The sequence below is a fragment of the Thermus caliditerrae genome, assembly GCF_021462525.1.
GTDB lineage: Bacteria > Deinococcota > Deinococci > Deinococcales > Thermaceae > Thermus > Thermus caliditerrae.
In genome coordinates this window covers 99,153-125,645 of the sequence record NZ_JAKEDT010000002.1, presented here as the reverse complement: position 1 = coordinate 125,645, position 26,493 = coordinate 99,153, and the positions used below count along the sequence as shown (strand labels likewise).

Annotated in this window: 27 protein-coding genes; 10 read left to right on the top strand and 17 right to left on the bottom strand. The window is 67.2% G+C overall.

Features of this window, described 5'->3' with window-relative positions:
* Positions 1–181 precede the first annotated feature (181 nt).
* A complete protein-coding gene (locus L1088_RS02515) occupies positions 182–1,783 on the top strand; it encodes a 30S ribosomal protein S1 (protein ID WP_234553582.1) in 1,602 nt (533 codons plus the stop codon).
* 74 nt (positions 1,784–1,857) lie between these two features.
* Here the strand turns inward: L1088_RS02515 and L1088_RS02510 are convergent, their stop codons facing one another.
* The 10 genes from L1088_RS02510 to L1088_RS02465 form a co-directional block, all read right to left on the bottom strand.
* The gene (locus L1088_RS02510) at positions 1,858–3,126 is read right to left on the bottom strand and encodes a cytochrome b (RefSeq protein ID WP_234553581.1); all 1,269 of its coding nucleotides are present in this window, start codon (positions 3,124–3,126) and stop codon (positions 1,858–1,860) included.
* 9 nt (positions 3,127–3,135) lie between these two features.
* The gene (locus tag L1088_RS02505) at positions 3,136–3,771 is read right to left on the bottom strand and encodes a QcrA and Rieske domain-containing protein (RefSeq protein WP_234553580.1); all 636 of its coding nucleotides are present in this window, start codon (positions 3,769–3,771) and stop codon (positions 3,136–3,138) included.
* A 10-nt stretch (positions 3,772–3,781) separates the two neighbouring features.
* A complete protein-coding gene (locus tag L1088_RS02500; RefSeq protein ID WP_234553579.1) occupies positions 3,782–4,264 on the bottom strand; it encodes a cytochrome C in 483 nt (160 codons plus the stop codon).
* 8 nt (positions 4,265–4,272) lie between these two features.
* Positions 4,273–4,998, bottom strand: coding sequence for a c-type cytochrome (locus tag L1088_RS02495; RefSeq protein WP_038048287.1), 726 nt, complete (start codon positions 4,996–4,998; stop codon positions 4,273–4,275).
* A 91-nt stretch (positions 4,999–5,089) separates the two neighbouring features.
* Positions 5,090–5,857, bottom strand: a complete 768-nt coding sequence (locus L1088_RS02490; protein ID WP_234553578.1) for a sugar phosphate isomerase/epimerase family protein — start codon at positions 5,855–5,857, stop codon at positions 5,090–5,092.
* Between the two features lie 18 nt (positions 5,858–5,875).
* Positions 5,876–7,072, bottom strand: a complete 1,197-nt coding sequence (locus L1088_RS02485; RefSeq protein ID WP_234553577.1) for an ABC transporter substrate-binding protein — start codon at positions 7,070–7,072, stop codon at positions 5,876–5,878.
* Between the two features lie 44 nt (positions 7,073–7,116).
* On the bottom strand, positions 7,117–8,307 hold the full coding sequence (locus L1088_RS02480) for an ABC transporter substrate-binding protein (protein ID WP_234553576.1): 1,191 nt from the start codon (positions 8,305–8,307) through the stop codon (positions 7,117–7,119).
* Positions 8,308–8,317: 10 nt separating this feature from the next.
* Complete coding sequence (locus L1088_RS02475) at positions 8,318–9,094, bottom strand: PaaX family transcriptional regulator C-terminal domain-containing protein (protein WP_234553575.1); 777 nt, start codon at positions 9,092–9,094, stop codon at positions 8,318–8,320.
* Positions 9,094–11,073: a threonine--tRNA ligase gene (gene thrS, locus L1088_RS02470; protein ID WP_234553574.1), complete on the bottom strand. Its 1,980-nt coding sequence runs from the start codon at positions 11,071–11,073 to the stop codon at positions 9,094–9,096. The genes L1088_RS02475 and thrS overlap by 1 nt, the downstream gene beginning before the upstream one ends.
* A 19-nt stretch (positions 11,074–11,092) precedes the next feature.
* Positions 11,093–12,316: an MFS transporter gene (locus tag L1088_RS02465; protein WP_234553573.1), complete on the bottom strand. Its 1,224-nt coding sequence runs from the start codon at positions 12,314–12,316 to the stop codon at positions 11,093–11,095.
* Here L1088_RS02465 and L1088_RS02460 point away from each other — a divergent pair.
* Together L1088_RS02460 and L1088_RS02455 are read left to right on the top strand one after the other, a co-directional pair.
* Positions 12,273–13,241: a tetratricopeptide repeat protein gene (locus L1088_RS02460; protein WP_234553572.1), complete on the top strand. Its 969-nt coding sequence runs from the start codon at positions 12,273–12,275 to the stop codon at positions 13,239–13,241. The genes L1088_RS02465 and L1088_RS02460 overlap by 44 nt on opposite strands.
* A gap of 49 nt (positions 13,242–13,290) precedes the next feature.
* Complete coding sequence (locus L1088_RS02455) at positions 13,291–13,713, top strand: hypothetical protein (protein ID WP_234553571.1); 423 nt, start codon at positions 13,291–13,293, stop codon at positions 13,711–13,713.
* 55 nt (positions 13,714–13,768) lie between these two features.
* On the opposite strand, the gene L1088_RS02450 is transcribed toward L1088_RS02455, so the two are convergent.
* Both L1088_RS02450 and L1088_RS02445 read right to left on the bottom strand, forming a co-directional pair.
* The gene (locus L1088_RS02450) at positions 13,769–13,969 is read right to left on the bottom strand and encodes a hypothetical protein (RefSeq protein WP_038048272.1); all 201 of its coding nucleotides are present in this window, start codon (positions 13,967–13,969) and stop codon (positions 13,769–13,771) included.
* Between the two features lie 13 nt (positions 13,970–13,982).
* Positions 13,983–14,606 (bottom strand): hypothetical protein, encoded by a 624-nt coding sequence (locus L1088_RS02445; RefSeq protein WP_234553570.1) that lies wholly within the window; start codon positions 14,604–14,606, stop codon positions 13,983–13,985.
* Between the two features lie 23 nt (positions 14,607–14,629).
* Here L1088_RS02445 and L1088_RS02440 point away from each other — a divergent pair, with 23 nt between their 5' ends.
* The 5 genes from L1088_RS02440 to L1088_RS02420 are packed head-to-tail and all read left to right on the top strand — an operon-like array spanning position 14,630 to position 17,679.
* The gene (locus tag L1088_RS02440) at positions 14,630–15,352 is read left to right on the top strand and encodes a metallophosphoesterase family protein (protein WP_234553569.1); all 723 of its coding nucleotides are present in this window, start codon (positions 14,630–14,632) and stop codon (positions 15,350–15,352) included.
* Positions 15,319–16,128, top strand: coding sequence for a DNA polymerase III delta subunit-related protein (locus L1088_RS02435; RefSeq protein WP_234553568.1), 810 nt, complete (start codon positions 15,319–15,321; stop codon positions 16,126–16,128). Before L1088_RS02440 ends, L1088_RS02435 begins: the two co-directional genes overlap by 34 nt.
* Positions 16,125–16,892, top strand: a complete 768-nt coding sequence (locus tag L1088_RS02430) for a PSP1 domain-containing protein (protein ID WP_234553567.1) — start codon at positions 16,125–16,127, stop codon at positions 16,890–16,892. The genes L1088_RS02435 and L1088_RS02430 overlap by 4 nt, the downstream gene beginning before the upstream one ends.
* On the top strand, positions 16,889–17,425 hold the full coding sequence (locus L1088_RS02425) for a flavin reductase family protein (protein WP_234553566.1): 537 nt from the start codon (positions 16,889–16,891) through the stop codon (positions 17,423–17,425). Before L1088_RS02430 ends, L1088_RS02425 begins: the two co-directional genes overlap by 4 nt.
* Positions 17,422–17,679: a hypothetical protein gene (locus tag L1088_RS02420; protein ID WP_038048259.1), complete on the top strand. Its 258-nt coding sequence runs from the start codon at positions 17,422–17,424 to the stop codon at positions 17,677–17,679. Before L1088_RS02425 ends, L1088_RS02420 begins: the two co-directional genes overlap by 4 nt.
* Positions 17,680–17,682: 3 nt before the next feature.
* On the opposite strand, the gene L1088_RS02415 is transcribed toward L1088_RS02420, so the two are convergent.
* Together L1088_RS02415 and L1088_RS02410 are read right to left on the bottom strand one after the other, a co-directional pair.
* Entirely contained in the window at positions 17,683–18,606 is a 924-nt protein-coding gene (locus L1088_RS02415; RefSeq protein WP_234553565.1) for an ABC transporter permease, read from the bottom strand.
* A complete protein-coding gene (locus tag L1088_RS02410; protein ID WP_234553564.1) occupies positions 18,603–20,441 on the bottom strand; it encodes an ABC transporter permease in 1,839 nt (612 codons plus the stop codon). Before L1088_RS02410 ends, L1088_RS02415 begins: the two co-directional genes overlap by 4 nt.
* Before the next feature lie 102 nt (positions 20,442–20,543).
* Between L1088_RS02410 and ubiE the strand changes: the two genes are divergently transcribed.
* Entirely contained in the window at positions 20,544–21,206 is a 663-nt protein-coding gene (ubiE, locus tag L1088_RS02405) for a bifunctional demethylmenaquinone methyltransferase/2-methoxy-6-polyprenyl-1,4-benzoquinol methylase UbiE (protein WP_234553633.1), read from the top strand.
* Positions 21,207–21,484: 278 nt separating this feature from the next.
* Here ubiE and L1088_RS02400 read toward each other — a convergent pair whose 3' ends face one another.
* Both L1088_RS02400 and L1088_RS02395 read right to left on the bottom strand, forming a co-directional pair.
* Positions 21,485–21,940: an arsenate reductase ArsC gene (locus tag L1088_RS02400; RefSeq protein ID WP_234553563.1), complete on the bottom strand. Its 456-nt coding sequence runs from the start codon at positions 21,938–21,940 to the stop codon at positions 21,485–21,487.
* Between the two features lie 69 nt (positions 21,941–22,009).
* On the bottom strand, positions 22,010–23,698 hold the full coding sequence (locus L1088_RS02395) for a M3 family oligoendopeptidase (protein WP_234553562.1): 1,689 nt from the start codon (positions 23,696–23,698) through the stop codon (positions 22,010–22,012).
* A gap of 49 nt (positions 23,699–23,747) precedes the next feature.
* On the opposite strand from L1088_RS02395, the gene L1088_RS02390 reads away from it, so the two are divergent.
* Positions 23,748–24,149, top strand: coding sequence for an acyl-CoA thioesterase (locus L1088_RS02390; protein WP_038028725.1), 402 nt, complete (start codon positions 23,748–23,750; stop codon positions 24,147–24,149).
* 98 nt (positions 24,150–24,247) lie between these two features.
* Here the strand turns inward: L1088_RS02390 and L1088_RS02385 are convergent, their stop codons facing one another.
* Positions 24,248–26,482, bottom strand: a complete 2,235-nt coding sequence (locus L1088_RS02385; protein WP_234553561.1) for an endonuclease MutS2 — start codon at positions 26,480–26,482, stop codon at positions 24,248–24,250.
* Positions 26,483–26,493 lie beyond the last annotated feature (11 nt).

Below are 26,493 nucleotides of genomic sequence, written 5' to 3'. Positions count from 1 at the left end.
CGGGCCGGGCCCGGTGCCTCTTGGCAAGCCATGCCCCCCGTGGTATAAAGGAAGGGTATGCCCTTCGGGGCCGGTTCACACGGAAGTGGGGAGTGAGCGTTCTCCCCCTCCTTTTCGTGTGGACGCGCGCGAGATGCGCCCGCCTTCTTCAAAGAAGGCGCGTAAGGAGGAAAGAGGCGGCATGGAAGAAAAGGCGACCCAGACCCCAGAAAAGACCTTCAGCATGGAGGAGGCCCTCCAGGAGACCGAGGCCCGCCTGGAAAAGCGGGTGCGCCCTGGCCAGGTCCTCACGGGCAAAGTGGTCTTGGTGGGTTCCGAAGGTGTGGCGGTAGACATCGGCGCGAAGACGGAAGGCATCATCCCCTTCAACCAGCTCACGGAGAAGCCTCTTCCCGAGGAGGAGCTTAAGGGCCTCCTGAAGCCCGGGGACGAGGTGCGGGTGCAGGTGCTCCGGGTGGACCCGGAAACGGGCCAGATCCTCCTTTCCCGCCGGAAGGTGGAGGCCACGGAGCATTGGGACCGCATCCAGGAGCTTTATGAAAAGGGCGAGCCGGTGACCGTCACCGTGAAGGAGAAGGTCAAAGGCGGCGTGGTCGCCGAGCTGGATGGGGTGCAGGCCTTCATCCCCGCCTCCCAGCTGGACCTCCGGCGCATCCCCAACCTGGACGAGTACGTGGGCCAGCAGATCCTGGCCAAGATCATCGAGTTCCACCGCAAGAAGGGGCGGGTCCTTCTCTCCCGCCGGGCGGTCTTGGAGGAGGAGCAGAAGCGGGCCAAGGAAGCCTTCTTCCAGAGCCTTACCCCGGGCCAGGTGGTGGAGGGAACCGTGGTGGACGTCACCGATTTCGGGGCCTTCGTCAATTTGGGCCCTGTGGACGGCCTGGTCCACCGCTCGGAGATCACCTGGGGCCGCTTCAACCACCCCAAGGAGGTGATCCACAAGGGGCAGAAGGTGCGGGCCCAGGTCATCTCCGTAGACCCCGCCAAGGAGCGGGTGAACCTCTCCATCAAGGCCCTCATCCCCGACCCCTGGACGCAGGTGGCGGAGAAGTACCCGGTGGGCACCCGGGTCCGGGGCAAGGTGGTGGGCCTCACCCAGTTCGGGGCCTTCGTGGAGGTGGAGCCTGGCCTCGAGGGCCTCATCCACATCTCCGAGCTCTCCTGGACCAAGCGGCCCAAGCACCCCTCCGAGGTGGTCAAGGAGGGCGACGAGGTGGAGGCCGTGGTCCTTAGACTGGACCCCGCCGAGCGCCGCCTTTCCCTGGGCCTCAAGCAGACCCAGCCCGACCCCTGGCAGCTCCTCACCGAGAAGTACCCTCCCGGCACCGTGGTCAAGGGCCGGGTTACCGGCATCACCGACTTCGGGGTCTTCGTGGAGCTGGAGCCGGGCATGGAAGGCCTGGTCCACGTCTCGGAGCTGGACCACCAGCGGGTGGAAAACCCCGCCGCCCTCTTCAAGAAGGGGGACGAGATGGAGGTGGTGGTCCTCAACATCGACCCGGTGGAGCAGCGCATCTCCCTCTCCCGCAAGCGCCTCCTCCCTCCTCCGCCCCCCAAGGCCGAAGAGGAGCGCCCCCGTCGGCCCAAGGGCAAGGAGGCCCGCGCCAAGCGCAAGCCCTCCGGCCGCCGCGAGGAGCGCCGGGAGTACGAGTACGGGGCCGTGGCCGAGTACAACCTCTACGACGCCTCCGCCGTGCCCACCACCAGCACCAGCGTGAAGCTGGGCGACCTCTACGGCGACCTCCTGGCCAGCCTTGGCCTCGAGGAGGAAAAGTCCTCCTAACCCTGATTCTGGAATGGCACCCCCGCTAAAAGGCGGGGGTGTTTTCCTTNGAAAGCCACGACGGGGTACTTAGCTCAGAGGGCCGCTTCTTCTTGTTCCCCCTTCTTCCCGTAGAAGATGCGGAGCAAGGTGTAGGAAACCAGGTAGGTGAGGAGAGGCCCCCCCAGGACCAGAGTCCAGAGCACGGCGTTGTTGCCCAGGATGGAGCCCTGCTGCTGGAAGTCGATCTTGTACCCGGCCAAGGAGGTCATGAGGAAGAACATCAAGAGGGCCAGGATGACGCTGGTGCGCACCGGGCGCTCCGACGGGAGCTCCATGTAGCGCATCTTGTCCTTGCGGGTATCTACGAAGGGAAGGAGAAGGCCCACCAAGGCCAAGATTCCCGGCACCACCGCTCCGCCGATGAACTCCGGCCCGATGGTGGCCCCGAAGAGGTGGAACTCCCAGGTGGAGGGAATGAGCTGGAGAATGCCGTAGATCCAGAGGAAGTACCAGTCGGGTTTGACCGCCGGGGTGTTGGGGGTGGGCGGGCCGAAGGCCTCGATGGGGTGGGCCAGGAAGGCCCCGGCGATGAAGGTCATCACCCCCACGTAGAGGGCGAAGAGGATCCCCATCATCACCATCTGCTGGGGGTACATGGGCACGCCCAGGATCTTGCCCGGAGCCACCCGCTCCGCGTAGCGGGGCTGGGTGTGCTTCTGCTTCATCATGATGGCCAGGTGGCCCCCGATGAGGGCCATGAGCAGCAGGGGGAGCCAGAGGACGTGCAGGCTGAAGAGCCGGGGGATGGACTTGGCCGAGCCGGGGAACTCCCCGCCGAACATCACCTGGGCAAGGGTGCTTCCGATCCAGGGGATGGAGCCCGCGATACCGTAGCCGATGCGGGTGGCGGTTACCGCGTAGTTGTCGTAGGGGAGGGCGTAGCCGGTGAAGGCGGTGACCACGGCCAGGCCCAAGAGGGCCAGACCCACCAGGTAGTTGAGCTCCCGTGGCTTCTTGTAGGCTCCCGAGAGGAGGATGCGGAGCATGTGCAAGAAGGCGGCGGCGATCATCACGTGGGCCGACCAGTGGTGGAGGCTCCGGATCACCGCCCCGAAGGGGAGGCTGTCGATGTAAAGGACGCTGGCGTAGGCTGCGGGCACCGTGCGCCCGTCGGGGAGCTTCACCTCGCGGATGGAGGGCTCAAAGTTCAGGGTGAGGAAGACGCCGGTGAGGACCAGGACGATGAAGGCGAAGAGGGTGATCTCCCCCAGGAAGAAGGAATGGTGCACGGGGAAGGCCTTGCGCAGGACCTTCTGGTAAAGGCCGGTGAGGTCTAGGCGTTCGTCAAGCCACTTGTACATGTGCTCCTCCTAGACGTGCTCATGGTGGCAGTGACCGCCCTCAGCCTTGACGCCCACCTCGCCCAGGAACTCCCCGGCGGCTACCAGCACACCCCCCTCTACCTTCAGGGGAAGCTGGGGCACGGGCCGGGGCGGAGGGCCTGCGATGACCCGGGCCCCCTGGGCGAACTCAAAAGTCCCCCCGTGGCAGGGGCAAAGGCCTGCCTTCTTGTCCGCCACCCACTGGCTCACGATGCAGCCCAGGTGGGTGCAGACCGCGGAGTAGGCCACGACCCCTTCCACCGCGTGCTGGGCCACCTCCGGGGAAAGCTCCTCTGGAGCGTAGCGGGCCACCAGAACGGTGTTCTTGGCCTCGCCGCTCTTCACCACCTTGGTCTTGGGGTCCATGGGGTAGGCCAGGACGAAGGGGTCTCCGGGTTTCAGCTCCTCGAGGCGGATGGGCTTGGGCTCGCCTCCCCCTTGGGCGTAGACCAGGATATCACCTGGCTTCAAGGGTTCTTTTTCCGGAGTAACCTCAGCTTTGGGGCGGAGGCTCGCTCCCACGTAGAAGGCGGAGACCAGGGAGAGGCCGATACCCGTGCCGATGGCGGTCTTTAAGAAGAGCCGCCTGCGGGAGGTGCGTAAGCGAAGCTCGCGTTCGTCCATGCTTCACCTCTTACCAGGGGAAGTGGCTCTTCTCCTCCTCGGTGATGGCTTCATCGCGGCCGAAGAACTTTTTGTAGATGCCGAGAAGGGCCGCCACCACCAGGCTGATGGCCCCGAAGACCGCGCCTTGGAGCCAGGTGGGGTTGTGGCCGGTCTGGGCCGAGTAACCGATGAGCCGGACGAAGAACCCAGAAAGGGCCGTGAGGAGGAGGACCAAAAGGACGCCCACCACCACAGGTGTGGTGGAGGGGGTGGGGAAGTGGCGGCCAGGACGGAGCTCCAGCCCTTCCAGCCAGTAGGAAACAAGGCCGATGAGGCCATAAAGGAGTAGGACAGCGCCGAAGGCCATGAGGCCGATCTGGCCTACGGAGAGCTCCTCGGGCGTGTGGCCCAGGAGGCGGGCAATGTGGATCCCGTCCAGGTAGGCCATGTAGAAGAGTCCAGCGGCGAAGATGAGGGCGAAGGTGGGAACGATGGGGTCGTTACGGTACATGCTACCCCCTATTCCACCGGGCCGAAGCTGTTGCCGAAGCTGTTGCGGATGTAGGTGGCCACGGCCTTCAGGTCCTCGTCCGAGAAGGCCGCGCCCACCGCAGGCATAGCGCCGCGCCCGTTTTTGACCACGTTCAGGATCATCTGGGCGTCTTTCAGGTTGGCGTTGCCCGCCAGGGCGGGGAAGGCCGGAGGCATGCCCTGGCCGCCAGCTTGGTGGCAAGCGGCGCAGTTGGCCTCGTAGAGGGACTTACCCTTTTCCATCAAGGCCTGGTCCACGTTGCCTGCAGGGGTCGCCTGGCCGCCGTGGGCCTGGGTTTCCTGGGCAGGAGGGGCCACTTGGGCCACGATCTTCTCTGTGGCTGGGCTCAGGGCGAAGTAGCCCCAGATGCCGCCCAGGACCACCACCGAGGCCACCACGTACCAAATGGGGTTGAAGCGCACCGGCTCCACGGGCAGCTCGGGCTCGCCCACGCTCAGGCGAAGCTCCACGTTGCCGGAAACCTCGCTCCCCTCATCCACACCCAACACGAGAACATCGGGGTAGTTGTTCACCGTGAAGGGGATCTCGCGTAGCTCTTGGCCTCCCCCGCGGAAGTGGGTGACGATCCTCAGGGTGTGTTCCCCATCGGGGAGCTTCCGCGTGTCCAGGTTCAGACGGTAGGGGGGTTCCTTCAGCACCGCCAGGGGCTCCGTTGCCCCGTCCAAGTACACCTCAATCCGGTCTACAACCATTCTGCCTCCCTTTGTGAAGAGGGGTACAAACCCCCACCCCACTACTATAAAGGCCCCCCGGCAAGGACAGATGTCCCTCAGGGGTGCTGGCTCAGCGGACAGGAAAGGCCTTCAGGCGGGCGAGGCTCTGCCGCACCCCCTGGCTGCCTCCGCCCACTTCCAGGGCCGCTGTCCCGGTGAAGCCTGCAAGCCGGGGGGCAAACTTCTCCCAGGGAACGGCCCCGCTACCCACGGGGAGGTGGTCATCCCGCTTGCCGTGGTTGTCGTGCAGGTGAAGGTGGAGAAGCCTGTCCCCCAGGGCCTCCCAGTAGAGGAGGGGCCCTCGAGGGCCGAGTTCCACCAGCGCATGGCCCACGTCCAGGCAGAAGCCGTACTGGGGGAAGCGTTCCAGAAGGGCCTTGAGCTCCTCGGGACCTCGGAGGAGGTCTTCCTCGGCTAGGGCCAGGTTTTCCAGGGCGACGGGGAAAGGGAGGGGGAGGAGAGCGGAGAGGGTTTTTTCCAAGGCTTCCCGGGCCAGGTCCAGGGCCAGGGGGTGACGCACCGGCACCTGGCCGGTGTGGAGCACCCCTACCTTGGCCCCCAGGGCCTCGCCGAACTCTAAGGATCGCTTGAGGCGTTCCTCGGAAAGGGCCCGCACGCTGGGGATGAGGCTGGCCGGGTTCATCTCCACGAAGGGGAGGTGCAGGGTGAACCCCACCCCCAAGGCTTCCCCCGTGGCCCGCAAGGCCTTGGCATCGGGAAGGGCCAGGGCCTCGTGCAAGTCGTAGGGTACCTCCAGGTCCAACCCCAGCTCCGCCGCCAGGCGGAAGGCCTCCTCGTAGCCCATCCCAGCGTTGAAGGGGCTAAAGCTCAGACGCATCCCTGCCATTCTAGGGCCTCAGCGCGTGGCCTCAGCTTTACGCTGGGCCTCCTCCAGGGCTTTCTGCGGCGGCACGCCCCCTTTGAGGCTCTTTTCCAAAGCTTCCGCTAAGATACCAGCCCAGGCGCTGAACTGGGGCACGCGGGGGCGCTCCTGGGCCTGGGCGATCTGCTCGAAGGCCACCTTGCGGAAGGGGTTTTCCCGGTAGAAGCCCTCCAGGAGGGGGATGGCCGATTTGCGCACGGGCACGTAGTAGCTGGCCTGCACCCAGCGGGCCCCGTTTTGGGGCTCCATGAGGTAGCGCCAGAACTCCAAGGCCCCCCGCACCTGGGCTTCCGAGGCCCCTTTCAGGACCACCAGCTGGGCCCCGCCCATGGGCACCTTGCCTCCGGGTTCCCGGGGCACAGGGGCCACCCCCAGGGTGAAGGCGAAGGAGAAATTTTCCGCGGCGGGCCAGTTGGCAATGGAGGCCATGACCATCATCCCCTTGGTGCGCACGAAGTCCAGCTGAGCGAAGGTGGACTCGGCCATGCTGCGCACGGAGAGGGCTCCGGCCCGGTTCAGGCGCTGGAGGGTTTCCAGGGCCTCGAGGGCCTCCTTGGAGGTGAAGTTGGGCTTGCCCTCCCGCACCAGGTTCCCGCCGCGGCTGGTAACCATGGCCTCAAAGAGCCAGGCCTGGGGATCGGTCACGAAGATGAAGCCCTTGGCCTGACGGGAGGTGAGGGCTTTGGCCACCTCCTCAAACTCCTTCCAGTTCCTTGGCGCCTTGAGCCCCTTGGCCCGGAAGGCGTCCAGGTTGTAGAAGAGGACAGGGGTGGAGGTGTTCAGGGGAAGGCCGTAGCGCCTGCTTTCCATCACCCCGTAGTTCCAGGCGGGCTCAAAGAGGTCCTCCACGAAGGCCTTTTCCAGGTTCAAGTAGGGGTCCAGGGGCAGGGCGCGGCCTTCCCCCACCAGCCGGGGGAAGAAGGAGATTTCTGCCTGGAAGAGGACGGGCTGAGCCCCGGTGCGCAGGGCGGCCACCAGCTTGGTTTCCGCATCCCGATAGTCCCCTACGTACTGGGGCGACACCCGGTACTGGGCTTGTCTGGCGTTGAACTCCTGGGCAAAGGCGGAAAGGAGCCGCCCCGCAGGGCCGTCCATGGAGTGCCAGAAGGAAACGTCCGTCTGGGCCAGGGCGGTGACCAGAAAGAAGGCGAGGGGCCAAAGCTTTCTCATGGGGCGGATTTTACCACCTGCCCGGTCAGGGACCCTTCAAGGACCTACCGCCGCTCTACCGCCATGGCCTTTTTTTGAGCCTCCTCCAGAGCCAACTGGGGCCTCACCCCTTGCTTCAGACTCCTTTCCAGGGCTTCCTCCAGGAAGCCATACCAGACCACCATCTCTGGGTCTTGGCTCCAGGGGCGGCCCAGCTCCGCTTGGGTGAAGACCACCTGCCGCTCGGGGTCTTTCAGGAAGTCCCCAAGCTCCCGCTCCGCCTCCCTCCGGAGGGGCAGGTACCAGGTGGTGCGCACCCACTCCGCCTGGCGCTTGGGCTCGAGGAAGTGGAGCCAAAAGGCCACCGCCCCCCGGGTCTGCTCCGGGCTTGCCCCCCGTAAGACCGCCAGGGCCGCCCCCGAGAGGGGCACCGCGCCCCCTTCCCGCCGGGGCACGGGGGCCATGCCCACCTGGAAAGGCAGGGAGGTCTGGGCGAGCACCACGGGGAGGGCGGTGGTGGGGCCCAGGCCCATGAAGGCCTTAGTGCGCAGGAAATCGGCCACGGCGAACTGGGCTTCCGCCAGATTCCGGGCCTGGGCGTGCCCCTTCTGCACCATGCGGTGGAGCATCTCCAAGGCTTCCACCACCTCCTTGGAGGTGAAGGCGGGCAAGCCGTCCCTCACCAGGCTCCCGCCCAGGCTCATGACGATGGCGTTGAAGCTCCAGATGTCGGTGGCCACCACCAGGCCCTTGGCGGTGCGGCTGGTGAGTTTCCCCGCGGCCTCCTCCACCTCGGCCCAGGTCCTGGGCGGCTTCAAGCCCTTGGCCCGGAAGGCGTCTTTGTTGTAGTAGAGGGCGGGCACGGAAAGCCCCAGGGGAAGGCCAAAGGTCTTCCCTTTGACCTGGGTGGCGCGGAGCATCTCCGGGTAGAGGTCCTTGGGCAGGCCGTTGAGGTAAGGGTCCAGGGGGATGGCGGCGCCCTCTTGGGCCAGGCGGGGCAGGAAGGAAAGCTCCCCGTGGAAGAGCACCGGAGCCCCGCCGGAGCGCAGGGCGGCGAGGAGCTTTACCCCCGCTTCCCGGTAGTCGCCCACATAGCGGGCCTCAATGCGGTAGGTCCGCTGGTTCTGGTTGAAGCTCCGGATGGCCTCCTCCAAGACCGCATCCCCTGGGGGGCCTGCGGTGTGCCAGAAGGGGATGGCCACCTGGGCCTGGGCCAGGGTGCCGAAGATCAGGGCGGCCAGAAGGGGTCGCCTCATGCCCCCAAGCTTACCCGGCCTTGGGTGAGAGGGCTGAAAGGGGAAGGGCAAGCTCCTTTAAGAAGGGCTCGGCCCGTTGGTACAAGGCCTCGCGGAGCCGCTGGAATTCCCGGCGGGCGGCCAGCCCCGCGTAGCCGGGGGGCAGGAGTTCTGGGGGCAGTAGGGGATCCAGGAAGAGCACCTTGCGCATGGCGTGCACCAAGCGGGTGAGGGCTTGGAAGGCCGAAAGGGGGCCTTGCGGCACCTCTTGGGGGAAGAGCGCTTGGTATTGGGCCTCGGCTTGTTCCAGGGGGAAGGCCCGGAGGACCTCCTCCTTAGCCCCCAGGTGGGCTCCCTGGAACAGGGTGGCTGAAAGGCCGTAGAAGGAGAGGAGCTCCCGGGTGGCCTCGAGGTCCACCCCCGCTCCCAGGTAGACCCCGCTTTGCAGGTTCCCGTAGCCCAAGAGGGCCATCTCCCGCCGGAAGCGCTCCCGTTCTCCCCGCTCCCTCGGCCCTTCCAGCAGGACCAAGAGGAAGCGGCCATCCCAAGGAGGCGGGGCCTCGTACAGGCGCCTCCGCACCTGGCGCACCTGCCAATAGACCCGGTCGGAGAGGGCGTAGTAGGTGGTGCGCCCCACGCGCTCCGGGACTACCCAGCCCCTCTTGGCGCTCCGGGAGAGGGCGGCCCGCACCGCGGCCTCGGAGAAACCCAGCGCCTCCATCATGGCCACGAGGTCCCGCACCCGGGCCTGCCTCTCCGGGTAGGCGTACTCCAGGAAAAGGGTGAAGAGGGTGGAGCGGGCCCGCATCAGAAGAGGGGTTCCAGGAGGCGTTCCCGGTACTCCTTGAGGGCGGCCTCGAGGAAGCTGGCCAGGGGCATGGCCCCCAGGTTCCCCCGGTGCCGGCGCCGGACGCTCACGCTGCCTTCGGCCTTTTCCTTTTCCCCCACCACCAGGACGTAGGGCACCTTCTGCACCTCCGCGTCCCGGATCCGGGCCTGCATGCGCTCGGGGCGGAGGTCGGCCTCGGCGCGCAGGCCCGCCTCCTTGAGCCGCTGCGTTACCTCCTGGGCGTAGTCTTCCTGCTTCTCCGAAACCGGCACCACCACCACCTGCACCGGGGCGAGCCACAGGGGGAAGTCCCCGGCGAAGTGCTCGATGAGGATGCCGATGAAGCGCTCCAAGGAGCCGAAGGGGGCGCGGTGGATCATGACGGGGCGGTGTTCGGCCCCATCTGGCCCCACATAGGTGAGGCCGAAGCGCTCGGGGAGGTTGTAGTCCACCTGGATGGTGCCGAGCTGCCATTCCCGCCCCAGGGCGTCCTTGACCACGAAGTCCAGCTTGGGGCCGTAGAAGGCGGCGTCCCCCTCCTCCACCGTGTAGTGCAGGCCAGCTTCCAGGGCCGCCTCCTCAATCTGCCTTTCCGCCAAGGCCCACTTGGCTTCGTCCCCCACGTACTTGTCGCTTTTGGGATCCCGGGTGCCGATGCGGGCGCGGAAGTCCTTGAGGCCCAAGGTGGCGAAGACCTTCAGCACCAGGTCCAAGACCCCCAAGAACTCCGCCTTCACCTGCTCTGGGGTGCAGAAGAGGTGGGCGTCGTCCTGGGTGAAGCCCCGCACCCGGGTGAGGCCCAGAAGCTCCCCCGCCTTCTCGTAGCGGTAGACGGTGCCGAACTCGGCGATCCTCAGGGGAAGCTCGCGGTAGGAGCGGCGCTTGAAGGCGTAGATGCGGATGTGGTGGGGGCAGTTCATGGGCTTGAGAAGGTATTCTTCCTCCTCCCCCCGCTCCTTAAAGCTTATGGGGGGGAACTGGCTTTCCGCGTAGTAGGGGTAGTGGCCGCTGGTCCGGTAAAGCTCCAGGCTGCCGATGTGGGGGGTGGTGACCAGCTGGTAGCCCCGCCTGATCTGCTCCTCCCGCATGAAGGCGATGAGCTCCTCGCGGATCACGTTCCCCTTGGGGAGCCAGAGCACCAGACCCTTGCCCACCATGGGGTCTATCAGGAAAAGCTCCAGCTCCCGCCCCAGGCGGCGGTGGTCGCGCCTTTTGGCCTCCTCCAGCTGCCAGAGGTATTCCTTAAGCTCCTCGGCGGTGCGGAAGGCCACCCCGTAGACCCGCTGGAGCATGGGCCGTTTCTCGTCCCCCCGCCAGTAGGCCCCGGCCACGTGGGTGAGCTTGAAGTGGGGGGGGATGCGGCCCGTGGAGGGCACGTGGGGTCCGCGGCAGAGGTCGGTGAAGCCGTAGGCCTCGTCCCCCTGCTGGTAGAAGCTGATCTCCTCGTCCTCGGGCAGGTCCAGGATGAGCTCGGTCTTGTAGGGGTCCTTGCCCTGGTAGCGGGCCAGGGCTGCCTCCCGGGGCACCACGTAGCGGCGTAAGGGGAGGTCTTTGGCGATGATGGCCCGCATCTTTTCCTCTATGGCGGGGAGGTCCTCGTCGGAGATGGGCTCGGGGGCGTCGATGTCGTAGTAGAAGCCCTTCTCGATCACCGGACCCACCCCTAGCCTCACGCTTTCCGGGTCGTGGCCCTTTTCGGCGAAGAACTCCTTCACCGCCTGGGCCAAGACGTGGGCCAGGGTGTGGCGGAAAAGGAGCTGGTACTCGGGGTCCTTTTCGGTGAGGATGCGCACCTGGGCCCCCGCGGGCAGGGCTTTGAGGAGGTCGTAGAGTTCGCCGTCCACCAAAGCCCCCACCGCCGCCTTAGCCAGGCCCGGGCCGATGGCTTGGGCCACGTCCCAAGCAGTGGCGCCCTCGGGGACCTCGAGGGCTTTCCCGTCCGGCAGGTAAACCGTCATGCTCCTCACTATACCCCCTCTAGCCTCCCTGGGGCAGCTTCCGCCCCGCGTAGAGGGCCAGGGCATAAAGGGCCGCTGCCAGCCCAAAAAGGGCGCGGTAGCCCAGCCCGTCCGCCACCCAGCCCCCCAGCACCGTGGCGAAGGCGAAGACTCCAGCCACGGTGTTGGCCAGGCCGATGAAGGCGCCCCGTTCCTCCGCCGGGGCCAGGTTCAGGAGGTAGGTGGTGGTGGCGAGACCCACGGCGGCCAGGTAGGCTCCCTGGAGGAGGAAGACCAGGCCGAACAGGGAAGGGGGTAGGAAGAGGGCTAAAAGGGGAGCGAGGAGGGCCAGGAGGGCCCCTGCCTGGAGCACCCTCTTGGAACCCCGCTCCGCCAACCTGGCCCAAAGCAGGTTGGAGAGGGTGAAGGACAGGGCGTAAAGGGAGAGGTAAAGTCCCAGTTCTTCCCGTTGCCCCAGGGCCCGCACGGCGTAGACGGCGTAGAAGGGCTCGGCCATCCCCGCCAGCCCCAGGAGGACCCGCACCCGCAGGTAGCGGCGGAAGCCTGGGCTCCTTAGGGGCAGGCGGAGGTCCAGCCGCTCCTCCTTCGGGGGTTCCTCCGGCTCTTGTGTGAGGCCGAAAAGGTACCAGCCCGTACCGAAAGCCAGAGCCCCCAGAGCGAAGAGGAGGGCGTAGGGAAGGGGGAAGGGAAGAGGCAGGGCCAGGACCTCCCGCACCAGGAAGCCCGTCAGAAAGGCCAGGAGCCCCCCCACCAGATTGCGGGCGGAGAAGAGGGCAGCCCGCCGCTCTTGGGGGATGGTCTTGGCCACCACCTCCCAGAAGGGAAGGCTGGAAACCCCGGTGAAGAGGGCGTTGAGGAGAAGGCCCAGGAGGAAGCCCGGGAAGAGGAGGTGGGGCCAAGGCCCCAGCACAAAGGCGGAAAGGGCCATGAGCACCACCCCGGAAAGCCTGAGGGCGGCCACCCGGCGGTAGAGCACGATCTTGCGGGGAAAGCGGGCCACATAGGGGGCCAAGAAGGCCTGGGGGATCATGCCCCCGGCCTGAAGGAGGGCGGGCAGGAGGCCAATCAGGGCCCCTGGGGCTCCCAGCTTGGCGGCGAAGCCGGCGAGGACGATGTTGGGGTTCAAAAACGTGTCCCCCAGCCACACCAGCCAGCCGTTCACCACCGCCAGGCGGTAGTTCCGCTCCCTGAGGTCTAAGATGGTGAGGATGTTGCTTCTACCTTCCCTCGGGCCCTTCCACATCCTGCATCCACGCTACAACGCCGCCACGGTCCTGGCCCTCTTGGAGGAAGCCGAGCCCCCCGTCCTCTACCTGGCCTCCCACTCGGAGGAGGCCTTGCGAGAAGGGCTTTGGCGGGAGGAGGATCCCCTCCTCTTCCACCTCCTGCCCTGGGCGGAGGCCAAGGGCATCCCCGTGGTGCCCCTGGACGAAGAGGCCCATCTGAAGGGGGAAGCTGAGGCTTTCCGCGAGGTCCTGGCCCAGCACCCCCTGGGGGCTTCCCATCTGGAGGGGATGCGGGCCTTTGACGAGGCCCTTCTGGACTTCCTCAAGACCCCCCTCACCCCCGAGGCCCTGGGCTCGGAAACCTTCTTGGGCCGTTTGCGGGAGGTCTATGAGGGCTTTGCCCAGGCCTTTGGAGAGGGGCCGGCCACCGGCTTCCGCGCCCGGCGCATGGCCAAGGTGGCGGAGGCCCTGCCCCAGGAGGGGGCGGTGGTGGCTGACCTCCTGGACTACCTCTTTTTGGCCGAGCGCTTCCCCGAGGCCCGGCCCAAGGCCCACGAGCCCACGGAGGAGGAGCGCCAAAGGGCCCTTTTGGATCGGGCCTGGCAGCTCAGGGAGGAGGACGATTGGGCTGGCCTTCTGGAGGGGCTTTTCGGGGTGGGAAGCCCCGAGGCCCTCTACCTGGCGGCCCAGGTCTACCTGGCCGCCGGGGAGTGGCAGGAGGCCCTGAAGCTCATGGAGGAGGTCTTCCGCATGGACTTCCAGCACCCCGGCTACCTTCCGGGGTACGTGCTGGCCCGCTTGGGGCAGCTCTTGGACATGGACGGACAACGGGAGCGGGCCCTCAGGGCCTACCGGGGGGTATTGGCCCTCTCCTGGGCCCCGGAGGAGGCGCGGGCCATCGCCCTGGCGGGCCTGCGGTCCCCCTTTCAGATCGCCTCCTGAGGGAGCGTTTGGGGCATTTGTCCCGGCGCCTCCTCCCTAGGATGGGGCTATGGAAGTGGAGGTCCGCCGGGCTCGCCATGCGCTTTACCTGCGCCTGGCTGCGGCCCATGCGGGTCCTTTGGGACCAGCGCTTCTGGGGCATCCGGAGTTGGCCCCGCTTTACCCCACAGCCTACGCCGCCTGCGGGGGGGCGGAAGGGCTTCCCTGCGCCGGGGTGGGGGGGGAGCCCCGGGTGTGCGTGGTGCGGCGGCTGGAGCACCTGGCAAGAAGCGCTCTCCGCGGCGGCAAGAGGCGGCGGGCGCAAGAGAAGGCCATGGTGGAAGGCCTTCTGGTCTGTATGGCCCACCTGCAACATGAGTTTCCCCAGGAGTTCCTGCCGGTCCTCGAGGCCACCCGACGCCACCTGGAGAAAGACCTGCGCTACCTCCAGGGGGAACTNGGGGGGGGGGGGGGGGCCCCAAGGAGGCCATGAGCACGCTGCTTTGGCCTTGGCCGATGGGGCAACCTTTGCGTGCGGGTACTTAGGCCTAGAGCAGGTGGTACATGCGGCCCAAGATGAGCATCAGGGCCACGGTGGAGGCGGAGAGGATGATCAGGGCCAGCATGAAGAGGATGAAGCGCAGGTCAAAGGTTTCCCCTTCGGTGGTAAGGACGCGGGGGTTCAGGATCAGGTAGAAGAGCAAGGTTACCAGGGCCGCTCCCAAGGCAAACAGCGCGATGTAGACCATATTCTCCCTCCCTTTACCAGAGGCGCAGGATAGCCTCCAGGCTTGCCCTCAAGTCTACCAGCCCCACCCCGTAGGTGGGAATACCCAAGCTCCGCCCCACCGAGCCCCAGTAGGGGCCTTCCCCTACAGGTAGGTCCACTGCAAGGGGAGGCGTTTCCCAAGGTTCGTACCACCGTACCTCCCCGTAGCGCAGGCCCGTGGGGGCTTCCACCTGGAGGCGCAAGGGCTCGCCGGAAGCTTCCAGGGGTTGCCAGCCTTCCTGGGTCTCCTTGCCCCCGGGGTAGAAAAGCCCAAGCCCCTTTCCCGGGAAGGCCAGGAGAAGGCGGTCTGGGCGGACCCGTTTCAGGAGGTGGAGCAGGGGGGCCTGCGCCGGCCCCGAGAGGGGCATGCCCTCCAGGGTGGGGGAGAGGTAGGAGGTGTCCAGGGCCAGGAGGATGCGCCCCCGGAAGGCCAGGCCGTTCAGGGCCTGGAGCACGGGGAGGGCCTCCCCGTAGGGGGCGTGGAGGAGGAGGGTGCCCCCACCCCTTTGCCCCTCCAGGTAGCCGTAGAGGGTGCCGAACTCGTCCAGGCCTGCCCGGAGGTGCTGGGAGAGGACCTCGAGGTCCTGGGAAAGCTGCTCCAACAGGTCCGCGGTCATGTTCTCATGGTATCCTAAGCCCCGTGCGCTACCTGGTCCTCTCGGACATCCACGGGAACTGGCCCGCCCTGGAGGCCGTTCTCCAGGCCACACCCCCTTTTGACCGGGTGCTTTTCCTGGGGGACGCGGTGGGCTACTACCCCGACGGGGACCGGGTGCTGGACTGGCTCATGGAGGTGGGGGCGGAGGGCGTCTTGGGCAACCACGACGCCTGGCTTTTGGCTCTGGAGGCCTTGCCCAAGGAGGGGGCGGTGCTGGAGATCCTGGCCTGGCAGCGGGCGCGCCTTTCCCGGGCGCACCTAGAGTACCTGGCCTCCTGGCCCTGGCGGAGGGAGGTGGAGGGGACCCTTCTGGTTCACGGATCCCCCTGCGACCCCATGGAGTACCTGGACGACCTGGAGCCCGCCCGTCAGGGCTTCGCCTGTACCGAGGCCCGGCTCGCCTTCCATGGGCACACCCATCTGGCGGGGGCCTTTTTGGAGCTTTCCGGCCCCCGGCCTTGGGTGCGCTACCAGCGCTTTGCCGAGGGGGGGGAGCTCATCCTGCCCCCGGCGGTGAGGGCCCTGGTCAACCCCGGCTCCGTGGGCCAGCCCCGGGATGGGGTGCCGGGGGCGGCCTTCGCCCTTTGGGAGGAGGAGCGGATCGCCTTTTTTCGCGTGGGCTATGACTTGGAGAAGGTGGCCCGCCGCCTGCGGGAGGAGGGGTTCCCCGAGTGGCTCTACACCCGGCTGACCCTTGGGGAATAATCGGCCACGAGGCGGTTTTGGAGCTCCTGCCCCGCCTTTCAGCCGCCACCTTGCTCTTCTCTGGGCCCGAGGGGGTGGGTAGGCGGACCGTGGCCCGCTGGTACGCCTTGGGGCTCAACCGGGGTTTCCCTCCCCCCCCGTTGGCGGAGCACCCGGACGTACTGGAGATCGGCCCCCAGGGCAAGGGCCTCCGGGGGGAGAAGGAGGTGCGTTTGGAAGAAGTGGAGCCGCTTTTCGCCTTCTTCGCCACCCATCCCCGGGAGCGGGTGAAGGTGGCCATCCTGGACTCCGCCCATCTCCTGACCGAGACCGCGGCCAACGCCCTGCTGAAGCTCCTGGAGGAGCCCCCTTCCTACGGGCGCATCGTCCTGGTGGCCCCGAGCCGGGACACCCTCCTGCCCACCTTGGCCAGCCGGGCCCTGGAGGTCTCCTTCGGGCCGGTGCCCGAGGAAAAGCTCCGCCTCCTCACCCAGGACGAGGCGCTTTTGGCCTACGCCGCCGGGGCTCCGGGGCGGCTCAAGCGGGCCCTGGCGGACCCCACCCTCTTCCGGGTCCGCATGGAGAAGGCCCGCTCGCTCCTCCAGGCCCCTCCCCTGGAGCGCTTGGTCCTCCTAAGGGAACTCCTCGCCGAGGAGGAGGGGTTTTTCGCCCTCTACGCTCTTCTCCGCCATGCTCCGGGGGCGCTTTTGGCCCTCGAGGCCGCCCGGGAGGCCCTGGAGCGGTATGTGAGCCCGGACCTGGTCCTGGCCCGCCTGGTCTTAGACTTAGAAGCATGACCGTGGGCGTCCGCTTCCGCACCCCCCTGCTCCGCTACTTCCGCTTCCAGGGGGAGCCCCCGCCCCTGGAGGCCTACGTGGTGGTGCGCACGGGAAGGGGTCTGGAGCTGGGCAAGGTGCGCACTCCCCCCACCAAGGCCAAGGAGGCCGGGGAGGTGGTGCGCCTGGCCACCAAAGAAGACCTGGACCTGGCGGTGCGGCTTCGGACCCGGGCGGAGGAGGCCCTCTTCTACCTGCGGGCCCGTCTGCGGGAGGAGGGGGTGGAGGCCAAGGTCTTGGGGTGCGACCTCACCCTGGATGGCCGCCACCTCCTGGTGCACTACGCCGCCCAGGAACGGGTGGACCTGAAGCGCTTCAGCCGGGAGCTGGCGGGGCGCTTTGACGTGCGGGTGGAGTTTTTGGCTGAAGGCCCCCGGGAGGAGGCCGCCTATTTGGGGACCCTGGGAGCCTGTGGGATGGAGTCCTGCTGCTCCACCTGGCTTCAAGGCTTCGCCCAGGTTTCCATCAAGCTGGCCCGGGACCAGCAACTGCCTTTGAACCCGGAAAAGATCTCCGGCCCCTGCGGCAGGCTGCTGTGCTGCCTGGCCTACGAGCACCCCGTGTACCAGGAACTCCTGGCCGAGCTCCCCCGCAAGAACGCCCGGGTGTGCACCAAGGAGGGGGTCTGCGGCAAGGTGCAGAAGCTGAACCCCCTGAAGGGCACGGTGGAGCTCTACCTGGAGGAGGGCAAGACCCTGGAGGTGCGTAAGGAGGAGCTCCAATGAGATCCTATCCCGTCCAAGGCCCCCTGCCCGCCTTTTACCACTACTACCCCGGGGTCCCCGCGGTGGTGGGGGTGCGCCTTGGGGAGCGGGTGAACTTCTGCCCCGCGGTGTGGAACACCGGCCTTTCCGCCAACCCGCCCCTCTTCGGGGTGGCCTTGAGCCCGAAACGCTTCACCCACGGGCTTCTTCTGGAGGCCCGCCGCTTTGCCGTAAGCTTCCACCCCCACGCCCAGGCGGCTTTGGTGCAGTGGCTGGGGAGCGTCTCGGGCCGGGAGGTGGACAAGGGGCGGGTGCCCCACTTCCTGGGGCGCACCGGGGTGCCCGTCCTCGAGGGGGCTTACGCCGCTTACGAGCTGGAGCTCCTCGAGGTGCGCACCTTCGGCGACCACGACCTCTTCGTGGGCAAGGTGGTGGCGGTGTGGGAGGAGGAGGCTTTCTTGGACGAGAAGGGCAGGCCCAAGCCCGGCCTTTCCCTCCTCTACTACGGAAAGGGCCTTTACGGCCGCCCCTCGGAGGAGACCTTCACCCCGTGAACCAAGCCCAGGCCTTCGCCAAGAGGGTGCAGCGGGTGGCGCTGAACCGCCAGGGCACGGAGGCCCAGGTCTTCCTCGAGGCAGGCTTCCTCTACCTGCGCCAAGACGCCTTCGCCCGCTTCGCCCAGGGGGAGGGGGCGGAGGCGCTTGCGGGCTTTGTTTTGGAAAGGGGTGGGGTGCGCCTCCGTTTCCGGGACGGAAGCACCCTGACCCTCGCCTACCGCCTGGGCCGGCTCCGGGTAGTCCTGGAATGAAGGCTACTTCTCGTAGGGCTTGCCCACCGCCGCCGGGGGCCGGCTCCTGCCGATGAGGCCCGCCAGGACCAGCACCGTGACCACGTAGGGGAAGGCCTGCACCAGAACGGCGGGCAGGATCTCCGTGCCCTGGAGCTGGATGGCCAGGGCGCTGGCGAACCCAAAGAGCAGGGTGGAGAAGAGAATGCCCAAGGGGTGCCACTTGCCGAAGATCATGGCGGCCAGGGCGATGAAGCCCAGCCCCGCGGACATCCCCCGCACAAACTGGTTGAGGAAGCCGATGGCCAGGTAGGCCCCGGCCAAACCCGCCAGGATCCCGGAGAGAACCACCCCCACGTAGCGCATGCGGTAGACGTTCACCCCCAGGGTGTCGGCGGCCTCGGGGTGCTCGCCCACCGCCCGGAGGCGCAGGCCGAAGGGGGTCTTGAAGAGGACCCACCAAGACAGGGGCACCAGGAGGAAGGCCAGGTAGACCAAGGGGGAAAGGGCGAACCCCTCGGGCCCCCAAAGCGGGAGGCGGTTCACCACCTCCTTGGAGCTGGTGGCGTTGCCGTAGAAGTAGGTGAGGACCAGGCTGGGAGCCCCCAGGGCCAGGAGGTTGATGGCGGTGGCGCTGATGATCTGGTCGGCCCGGTACCGGATGGAGACCACCGCATGCACCAGGGCCACCAGCCCTCCCACCGTCATGGCGCTCAGGACCCCCATCCAGGGGAGCCAGGGGTGGGGCCCAGGGCCTAACGCCGCCTCAAACCGCTCCACCACCACCGCCGCCGTGAGGGCCCCGAAGAGGATGATGCCCTCCAAGGCGATGTTCACCACCCCGCTCCGCTCGGAGAACATGCCCCCCAAGGCGGTGAAGAGGAGGGGCGTGGTCTGCCGCAGGGTGGAGAGAAGAAGGGCCGCAAGAAAAGCCGTGTCCAGGTTCATCTCGCCTCCTTCGCTTCCTCGGCTTCCCGCTTGCGGGCTTCCTCCTTGAGCTCCACCTCCGCCGCCCGCAGGGGGTCGGTGAAGTAGCGGGGCAAAAAGCCCCCGGCGGCGATGAAGAGGACCACCAGGGCCTGCAAAACCGCCACCAGCTCCCGGCTGATGCCAAGCTGCAGGTTCACCTGCAATCCTCCCGTAAGGAGGATGCCGAAAAGCCAGGCGGCGAGGCCCACCCCCAAGGGGGTGTTCTGGCCCATGAGGGCCACGGCGATGCCGTCAAAGCCCACGGAGTAGGGCAGGGACTGCTTCAGGCGGTACTCGTCAATTCCCCCGCCCAGCACGTAGTGGGTGGCGGCCAGGCCCGCCAGGGCCCCCGCCAGGAACATGATGAGGACCATCTTTCTCCCCGCCAGCACCCCCCCGTACTCCGCCGCCTTGGGAGCCAGGCCCATGGCCCTTAGCTCGTACCCCCCTACGGTGCGGAAGACGTAGAAGTGGAAGAAGAGGAGGGCGAAGAGGGCCAGGAGGAAGGCCCCGTTGAGCCTTACCGAGGTGAGGTCGGGGCCGAAGGCCACCGCGGGCCCAGGCAGGAGGCCGCCCAGCACGTAGCCCGCCACCACCCCCAGGAGGCCAAAGAGCACCCGATGGCCCAGGCTCCTCCGGACCAGGAAGTAGCCCAAAAGCCCCAGGAGGAGGGCCAGGGGCAGGGCGAAGGAAAGCTCCCCCCCGGGGGCCACCAGGTCGGTCCAGTGGGGGATGCGGGCTTCCGGGCGGATCTCGTGGCTCCGGGCCTCGTAGCCGGGGTACTTGAAGGGCAGGAAGAGGGTATTCCCGAAAAACTTGTACTCGTTGGCGGAAATCAGGAAGAGGAAGAGGCTGGCAGCGATGTAGTTCAGCATGATGGTGTTGATGACCTCATGGGCTCCGAAGCGGGCCTTGAGCCAACCGGGCAGGGCACCCCATAGCCCGCCGGCCAAAGCGGCGGCCAGGATGGCGAGGGGCAGTACCAGCCACCTGGGCCCTGGCAGGTACACCCCCACCAGCATGGCGGCGATGGCCCCCAGGATGAGCTGCCCCGGGGCTCCAATGTTGAAAAGCCCCCCACGGAAGCCCAGGGCCACCGAGAGGCCGGTGAAGATCAGGGGCGTGGCCAGGAGGAGGCTTTGCAGGAAGCCCGAAGGGTTCACCAGGGGGCTGTAGAGGAGCTGGTAGGTGTAGGTGATGAGGTCCAGCTTGAGCATGGCGGCTTCCCGCCAGGAGGCGGCCTCCCCGGGATTTTCCTTCAGCACCGCCACCATGACCCCGCCCAGAAGGGAGGCCAGCAGGAGGGAGAAGACCGGCACCACCAGGCCCCGCCTGCGCACCAGGAAGGCCAGCCCCCCAGGGGAGAAGACCCGGGCCAGGAGGAGGAGGTAGAGGCCAAAGGCCAAGGTGGCGTAGCTTCCCAGCCCCAGGCTGTACCGTCTGAGGAGGGGCCTTTCCGCTCCGGCGTTCACCTGGGCTACGCTGGCTTGGAAGAGGAGGTAGGTGAGGAGGAAGAGGAGGAGGCCCGCAAAGCCTGCCCAGTAGAGCCCCCGGGTAGGGGCCTTGGTCCAAGGGGCAAGGAGGGCCAGGAGGAGCCAGGCCAAGGAAGCGTAGAAGAGCAGCCGAAGCCAGCCGTCGGAATAGCCTGGGGGCAGGCCCCCCTGGGGGAGGTGGTGGCCGAAGGGGTTGAGGAGGACGCCCTCGCCCCCAAAAAGGCGGTGGGGTACAGCCCAAGGGGCCAGGTACCAGAGGAGGAGGAGCACCCCGCCCCCCAAAAGAACCAGAACCCCTAGGCGCCTATGGTCCTTCAACACGCCCACGATTGTACCCTAGTCCCGTGGGCCAAACGCCCCCTAAGGTGCTAGACTGCCCCCGTGGCGCTTTCGCCCGAGGAAAAGGCCAAGCAGGTGCGGCGGATGTTTTCGGAGATCGCTCCCCGGTACGACCTCCTAAACCGCTTCCTCTCCTTCGGGACCGACCTAAGGTGGCGGCGCCGGGCGGTGCGGCTGGCCTTGGAGAAGCGCCCCGGGCGCGTTTTGGACCTGGCCACGGGCACCGGGGACCTGGCCCTTCTCCTGAAGCAAACAGCTCCGGGGGCGGAGGTGGTGGGGGCGGACTTCGCCCCCCCCATGCTGGAGCTTGCCCGCAAGAAGGCCCGGGAGAGGGGGCTTGCGGTGCGCTTCCTCGAGGCCGACGCCCTGGCCCTGCCCTTTCCCGAGGGCGCCTTTGACGCCATCACCATCGCTTTCGGCTTCCGCAACTTTGCTGATTACCGGAGGGCTCTGGGGGAGCTCCACCGGGTTCTGGCCCCGGGGGGCAGGCTGGTGATCCTGGAGTTCCCCCCGCCCCCCAAGGGGGCCTTCGGCCTGGTCTACCGGGTTTACTTCCAAAGGTTCCTGCCTCTTTTGGGAGGTCTCATCTCGGGAAATTTCGGCGCCTACCGCTACCTGCCCGAGAGCGTGGAGGCCTTTCCTCCCCCTGAGGCCCTGAAGGCCCTCATGGAGGAAGCGGGCTTTTCTGTGCGCTACGAGCTCCTCACCTTTGGGGTAGCGGCCATCCACGTGGGGGACAAGGCCTAAGTACCCCGTCGTGGCGTAAGCCACGACGGGGGCCCCAAAGAGGCCATGAGCACGCCACTTTGGCCTTGACCAGGGGGGCAACCTTTGCGTGCGGGTACTTAAGTACCCCCCGAGGATTAGGGGCACGACGAGCGGACCCTTGCCTATGGGGTAACTTTGGCGCAAGGGCGCTTCGTGCCGCCTTATACCACCCCACGCGGACTTTGTCCGCATGGCGGCCCCGGCGAAAGGGTACCCAGGGCCTCCGCCAGGCGAAGGGAGCGAGCCCCAGGGGGTGCTCAGGCGCCCCAAGCGGCCTGGGCCAGGGCCTCGTCGGAGGGTACCTGGCCTTCCTTTAGGTTTCGCACCAGGAAGAGGCTCATCCGCCCCAGGGCGTCCCGCACCCGGCGCCATTCCTCCAGGGGTTTCCCCGTGGGGTCGGGGAAGGAGACGTGGCGTTTTAGGGTACGTGCGGGGTAAGCGGGGCAGGCCTCCTTGGCTTGGTCGCAGACGGTGAGCACCAGGTGGAAGTTCCAGGGGTCGGGGACCTCCAGGAGGGTTTTGGAGCGGTGCCCTTCCAGGGGGAGACCCACTTCGGCCATCGCCCGCTGGGCCTCCTCTTTCACGTAGGTCTTTTCCGTGCCCGCGGAGTGGACCTCGAGGTCCACCCCCAGCTCCTGGGCGAAGTGTTTAAGCCAGGCCTCGGCCATCTGGCTGCGGGCCGAGTTGTGGGTGCAGAGGACGAGGAGGCGCATGACTCCCAAGGTAGCTTCCCCAGGTCAGGAAAGCGTCAAGAGCACCCCGTTGTGGCCACGGCGGGGTATTTAGGCCAGGCGCCTCTCCAGCTCCTCCACCTTCTCCGCCAGCACCCTCATCCCTTTGCGCCAGAAGTCCACGCTCTCCAGGTCAAAGCCGAAGCGGGCGGCGAGCTCCTTGGCGGGGTGCATGCCGCTAGCCGCCAGGAGCTCCTCGTAGCGTTGGGCGAAGGCAGGGTCTTCCTTGGCCTCCTGGTAGACCGCTAGGCCGAAGAGGAGGCCGAAGGTGTAGGGGTAGTTGTAGAAGTCAGCGCCGTAGTAATGCCCCTTCACCGCCCACATGTAGGGGTGATGGGTGGCAAGGACCTCCCCGTAGGCCTCCTTCTGGGCCTTCAGCATGAGTTCCTTGAACTCCCTAGGAGAAAGCTCCCGGGCCTTCCTCCTTTCAAAGACCCAAGACTCAAAGAGGTAACGGCTGTAGATGTCCACCACCACCTGGGCCGCCCCCTGGAGGTAGGCGTCCAGGATCAGAACTCCCTCTTCCGGGGAGGCTTCCTTAAGGGCTGCCTCCACCACCAGGGTCTCGTTCATGATGCTGGCGGTCTCTGCCAGGGTCATGGGCACCTCCCGGAGGCTGGCGGGCACCCGGGCCAGGGCGAAGTTGTGGTAGGCGTGGCCCAGCTCGTGGGCCAGGGTGGAAACCGACTCAAAGCTTTCCTCGTAGTTGGCCAGGATGAGGCTTTTGCCCCCGCCCCTTCCCATGCAGTAAGCCCCGCCGATCTTGCCCTTGCGGGGCAGGAGATCCATCCAGCGCTCCTGGAAGGCTGCCTCCGCCACGTGGGCGGCGTTTTCGCTGAAGGCGGCGAGCTTTTCCACGATGAAGCGCCGGGCCTCCTCCAGGGTCCACTTCCGGCCCTGGCCGATGGGGGCGAAGAGGTCCCACCAGTCCAGCCTCTCCTTGCCCAGGGCCTTGGCCTTCAGGAGGAAGTAGCGGTGGAAGAGGGGAAGGTTTTCCCGCACCGCTTCCAAGAGAGCCATGAGGGCTTTCCGGGTGATGCGGTTTCGGTGCAGGCTGGGCTCGAGGTCGTCCCGGTAGCCCCGCCTGCGGTTCAAGATGCCCGCTTCCCCCTTCACCCCGTTCAGGGCGTAGGCCAGGGGCACCTCGTGGCGCTCCCAGGCCAAAAGCTCTGCCTCGTAGGCCTTCTTGCGCACCTCCTCCTCGGGGCGGAAGTAGAGGTTCCGCACCTGGGTGATGGGCAACTCCTCCCCGTCCACCACCGCGGTGATCTGGCTGGTGAGGTTCTCGTGGAGCTTGGACCAGGCCTGGCGTCCGGAAAGGGATAGCTCCGCCGCCAGGACTTCTTCCCCCTCGGGCATCATGTGCAGGGCTTCCTCCCGGGCCTCCTCCACCAGGATGCGGTAAGGCCCTGCCTCCTCCGGGTCCTGCAGGGCCAGGTAGCGGGTGAGGCGGGGCCTGAGGCGCTGGAAGTCCAAAAAGAGCACCTCCAGCTCGGAGAGCTTGGCCAAAGCGGCCTCGTCGGCGGTGTCGGCGGTGAAGCGGGCGTAGAGGTAGGCCCAAAGGGGAGTGGATTCCTCCAAAAGGTTGTCCAGGGAGGCCAGGACCTCCTTTAGAGGGGCTTGTTGGTCCACCTGCTCCTTGAGTTGGCCAATCCGTTTCCTCACGCCTTCCCAGGCTGCCTGGAACTCGGGGCTTTCCAGGCCGGGGAAAAGGGGGGTTAGGTCCCACGTGGTTTCCATGGCCCCACTATACCTGACCCGCGGGTCAGCCCTGGTATACTCTGGCTTCGTGGAGGGTTTTCCCGTATCCGTACCCATACAGGTACGCTTCCGCGACCTGGATGCCCTGGGGCATGTGAACAACGCGGTCTACCTCACCTACTTTGAGGTGGCCCGCGCCGCCTACTTCCAGAGATTGGAAAGGGACTGGGTGGAGAAGGGGCATTTCATCCTGGCCCGGGCGGAGGTGGATTTCCTGAAGCCCATTCTCCTCGAGGATCCCGTGGAGGTGGGGGTGCGGGTGGTGCGCATCGGGCGGAGCAGCTTTGACATGGAGTACCTCCTCCTGGCCAGGGGGGAGGAGGCCGCCCGGGGCAAGACGGTTCAGGTTTGGCTGGAAGGAGGCAGGCCTGCGCCTTTGCCCCCGGTCATCCGAGGGCGCATAGAGGCCCTGGAAGGCCGCTCCTTCTAAGTGCCCCGTCGTGGCTTGCACCACGACGGGGGCCCCAAAGAGGTCATGGGCAAGCCGCTTTGGCTTTGGCCGATGGAGCGGCCTTTGTCCGTGGGTGCTTAGCTCTTCAGCACCACCACCGTGACCCCGTGCCCGCCCTCGTGGGGAGGGGCGTCAGCGAAGGTTTCCACCCGTTTGTCCCGCCTTAGGGCCTCGCGGATGGCCTGCCTGAGGGCCCCCGTGCCCTTGCCGTGGAGGAGGCGCAGGGTGGGAAGCCCCAAGGCCTTGGCCTCTTCCAGGGCGCTGTCCACCTCGAGGAGGGCCTCTTCCACGGTGAGCCCCCTGAGGTCCACCTCCTTCACCTCCCGCCTGGGCCTGGTGGAAAGGGCTTTGGGGGCTTCGGGGGCCTTGAGGGGCTTGAGCTCCTTGGCCTTCAGGGTCATCCGCACCGGGCCCACCTGGACCAGGGCCTCCTCACCCCGAAGCTCCAAGAGCCGCCCCTGGCGGCCCAGGGAGACCACCTCCACCAGCTGGCCCTCGGCCAGCTCCGCGGGGGGCGGGGGTGGGGGAGCCTTTTTGGCGTAGCGCTCCCTTAGGGCCATAAGCTCCCTAAGGGCGTCTTTCTTGGCTCCCACCCGAGCTTTTTCCTTCAGGGCCTTGAGCTCGGCCTCCACCTGGAGAAGCTGCCTGCGCACCTCCTCTTCCAGGGCCCGCATCCTTTCCGCCCGCTCCTCCTCGTAGCGGGCCTCGCGGGCCTCGAGGCGCCGCCTCAGCTCCTCCGCCCGGGCGAGCTCTTCCCGGAGTCTGCGCTGTTCCTCTTCGAGGGCGAGCCTTTCCGCCTCCAGCTTTTCCAGGAGGGTCTCCAGCCTACCCCCCTCGGGCAGAAGGGCCTCGGCCCGCTTCAGCACCCCTTCGGGCAGGGCGAGCCTCCGGGCGATGGCCAGGGCGTAGCTCCGCCCCGGCACCCCCAGGACCAGCTCGTAGGTGGGGCGAAGCCCTTCCAGGTCAAAGCGCATGGAGGCGTTCTGGATGCCCTCCTTCCCCTGGGCGAAGGCCTTCAGGGGGGAGAGGTGGGTGGTGACCATGCCCTTCACCCCCCGCTCCAAGAGGGCTTCCAGGATGGCCTGGGAAAGCGCCGCTCCCTCCTCGGGGTCGGTGCCGCTGCCCAGCTCGTCGATGAGGACCAGGCTTTGGGGCGTGGCCCCCTCCAGCATCTCCTTGAGGCGGCGGAGGTGCCCGGCGAAGGTGGAGAGGCTTTCCTGGAGGGACTGCTCGTCCCCGATGTCGGCAAAGACCCGGTCGGGCCAGGCCAAAAGGGCCCGCTTGGCCCCCACGAAGAGGCCGGACTGGGCCATGAGGACCGCCAGGCCCAGGGTCTTCAAGAGGGCGGTTTTGCCCCCCATGTTGGGGCCGGAGATGAGGAGGAGGCGGTGGGCATCGTCCAGGGCGAAGGAGTTTTTGACGGGGTTTGGGATGAGGGGGTGGAAGGCCTCCCAAAGCTCGTAGCGCTCCCCGAAGCGGGGACGGGTGAGGCCCAGGTCCCGGGCCAGGGCCGCCTGGGCCTGCACCAGGTCCAGAAGGCCCAGGGCCTTCAGGGTGCCCGGTACCCCGGGGTCCTGGGCCAGCCTCTCCGAGAGCTCCCGCAGGATGCGGTTCACCTCCTCCTCCTCCTGCAGGCGCAGGGCCTGGAGGCGGTTGTTGAGCTTCACCACAGAAGGGGGCTCGATGAAGAGGGTGGCCCCGGACTCGGACTCGTCCAGGAGGAGGCCCGGCACCTTGTGGGCCATGCCCGCTCGCACGGGGATACAGTAGCGCTCCCGCCTTAGGGTGACGAAGCGGTCCTGGATGGCCTCCCGCTGGCGGTCCATGAGGGCGTGGAGGCGGTCCAGGATCTCCTGGCGGAGGGGCAGGAGTTCGCGGCGGATCTGGGCCAGGCGGGGGCTAGCCTCGTCCCGCACCGCTCCCTCCTCGTCCAGGGCCTTTTTGACCCGGGCGAGGAAGGCGCTGTGGTCCCCTATGCCCTCCGCCACCTGGCTCAGGGCGTTTTGCAAGGGGAGGAGCTCCGCTTTGAGGGCCATGGCCTCCTCGAGGGCCTGGGCCGCCCGCAGGAGCTCAGGGCCCGAAAGCCTTCCCCCTTCTAGGGCCCGCCGGTAGGCCTCCTGCAACGCTCCCGCCTCGGGGAGGGCGTAGGGGTAGGCCAGGGCCTCCTGGGTGAGCCCGTGGCGCCTTTCCGCCTCCTCCTGGGGGAGGGGGGCAAGGGCCAAGGCCAGCCTTTGCCCTAAGGGGGTCTTGGCCCTTTCCGCCAAGAGGGCGCGGACCTTGGGGAACTCCAGGACCTCGAGGACATCCCGCACAAAGGAAGAGT

Bases quoted from the DNA above. Each gene is read 5' to 3' on its own strand.
- L1088_RS02515 (WP_234553582.1), top strand. From the start codon at position 182: ATGGAAGAAAAGGCGACCCAGACCCCAGAAAAGACCTTCAGCATGGAG.
- L1088_RS02510 (WP_234553581.1), bottom strand. From the start codon at position 3,126: ATGTACAAGTGGCTTGACGAACGCCTAGACCTCACCGGCCTTTACCAG.
- L1088_RS02505 (WP_234553580.1), bottom strand. From the start codon at position 3,771: ATGGACGAACGCGAGCTTCGCTTACGCACCTCCCGCAGGCGGCTCTTC.
- L1088_RS02500 (WP_234553579.1), bottom strand. From the start codon at position 4,264: ATGTACCGTAACGACCCCATCGTTCCCACCTTCGCCCTCATCTTCGCC.
- L1088_RS02495 (WP_038048287.1), bottom strand. From the start codon at position 4,998: ATGGTTGTAGACCGGATTGAGGTGTACTTGGACGGGGCAACGGAGCCC.
- L1088_RS02490 (WP_234553578.1), bottom strand. From the start codon at position 5,857: ATGCGTCTGAGCTTTAGCCCCTTCAACGCTGGGATGGGCTACGAGGAG.
- L1088_RS02485 (WP_234553577.1), bottom strand. From the start codon at position 7,072: ATGAGAAAGCTTTGGCCCCTCGCCTTCTTTCTGGTCACCGCCCTGGCC.
- L1088_RS02480 (WP_234553576.1), bottom strand. From the start codon at position 8,307: ATGAGGCGACCCCTTCTGGCCGCCCTGATCTTCGGCACCCTGGCCCAG.
- L1088_RS02475 (WP_234553575.1), bottom strand. From the start codon at position 9,094: ATGCGGGCCCGCTCCACCCTCTTCACCCTTTTCCTGGAGTACGCCTAC.
- thrS (WP_234553574.1), bottom strand. From the start codon at position 11,073: ATGACGGTTTACCTGCCGGACGGGAAAGCCCTCGAGGTCCCCGAGGGC.
- L1088_RS02460 (WP_234553572.1), top strand. From the start codon at position 12,273: ATGGTGAGGATGTTGCTTCTACCTTCCCTCGGGCCCTTCCACATCCTG.
- L1088_RS02465 (WP_234553573.1), bottom strand. From the start codon at position 12,316: ATGTGGAAGGGCCCGAGGGAAGGTAGAAGCAACATCCTCACCATCTTA.
- L1088_RS02450 (WP_038048272.1), bottom strand. From the start codon at position 13,969: ATGGTCTACATCGCGCTGTTTGCCTTGGGAGCGGCCCTGGTAACCTTG.
- L1088_RS02445 (WP_234553570.1), bottom strand. From the start codon at position 14,606: ATGACCGCGGACCTGTTGGAGCAGCTTTCCCAGGACCTCGAGGTCCTC.
- L1088_RS02430 (WP_234553567.1), top strand. From the start codon at position 16,125: ATGACCGTGGGCGTCCGCTTCCGCACCCCCCTGCTCCGCTACTTCCGC.
- L1088_RS02425 (WP_234553566.1), top strand. From the start codon at position 16,889: ATGAGATCCTATCCCGTCCAAGGCCCCCTGCCCGCCTTTTACCACTAC.
- L1088_RS02415 (WP_234553565.1), bottom strand. From the start codon at position 18,606: ATGAACCTGGACACGGCTTTTCTTGCGGCCCTTCTTCTCTCCACCCTG.
- ubiE (WP_234553633.1), top strand. From the start codon at position 20,544: ATGTTTTCGGAGATCGCTCCCCGGTACGACCTCCTAAACCGCTTCCTC.
- L1088_RS02400 (WP_234553563.1), bottom strand. From the start codon at position 21,940: ATGCGCCTCCTCGTCCTCTGCACCCACAACTCGGCCCGCAGCCAGATG.
- L1088_RS02395 (WP_234553562.1), bottom strand. From the start codon at position 23,698: ATGGAAACCACGTGGGACCTAACCCCCCTTTTCCCCGGCCTGGAAAGC.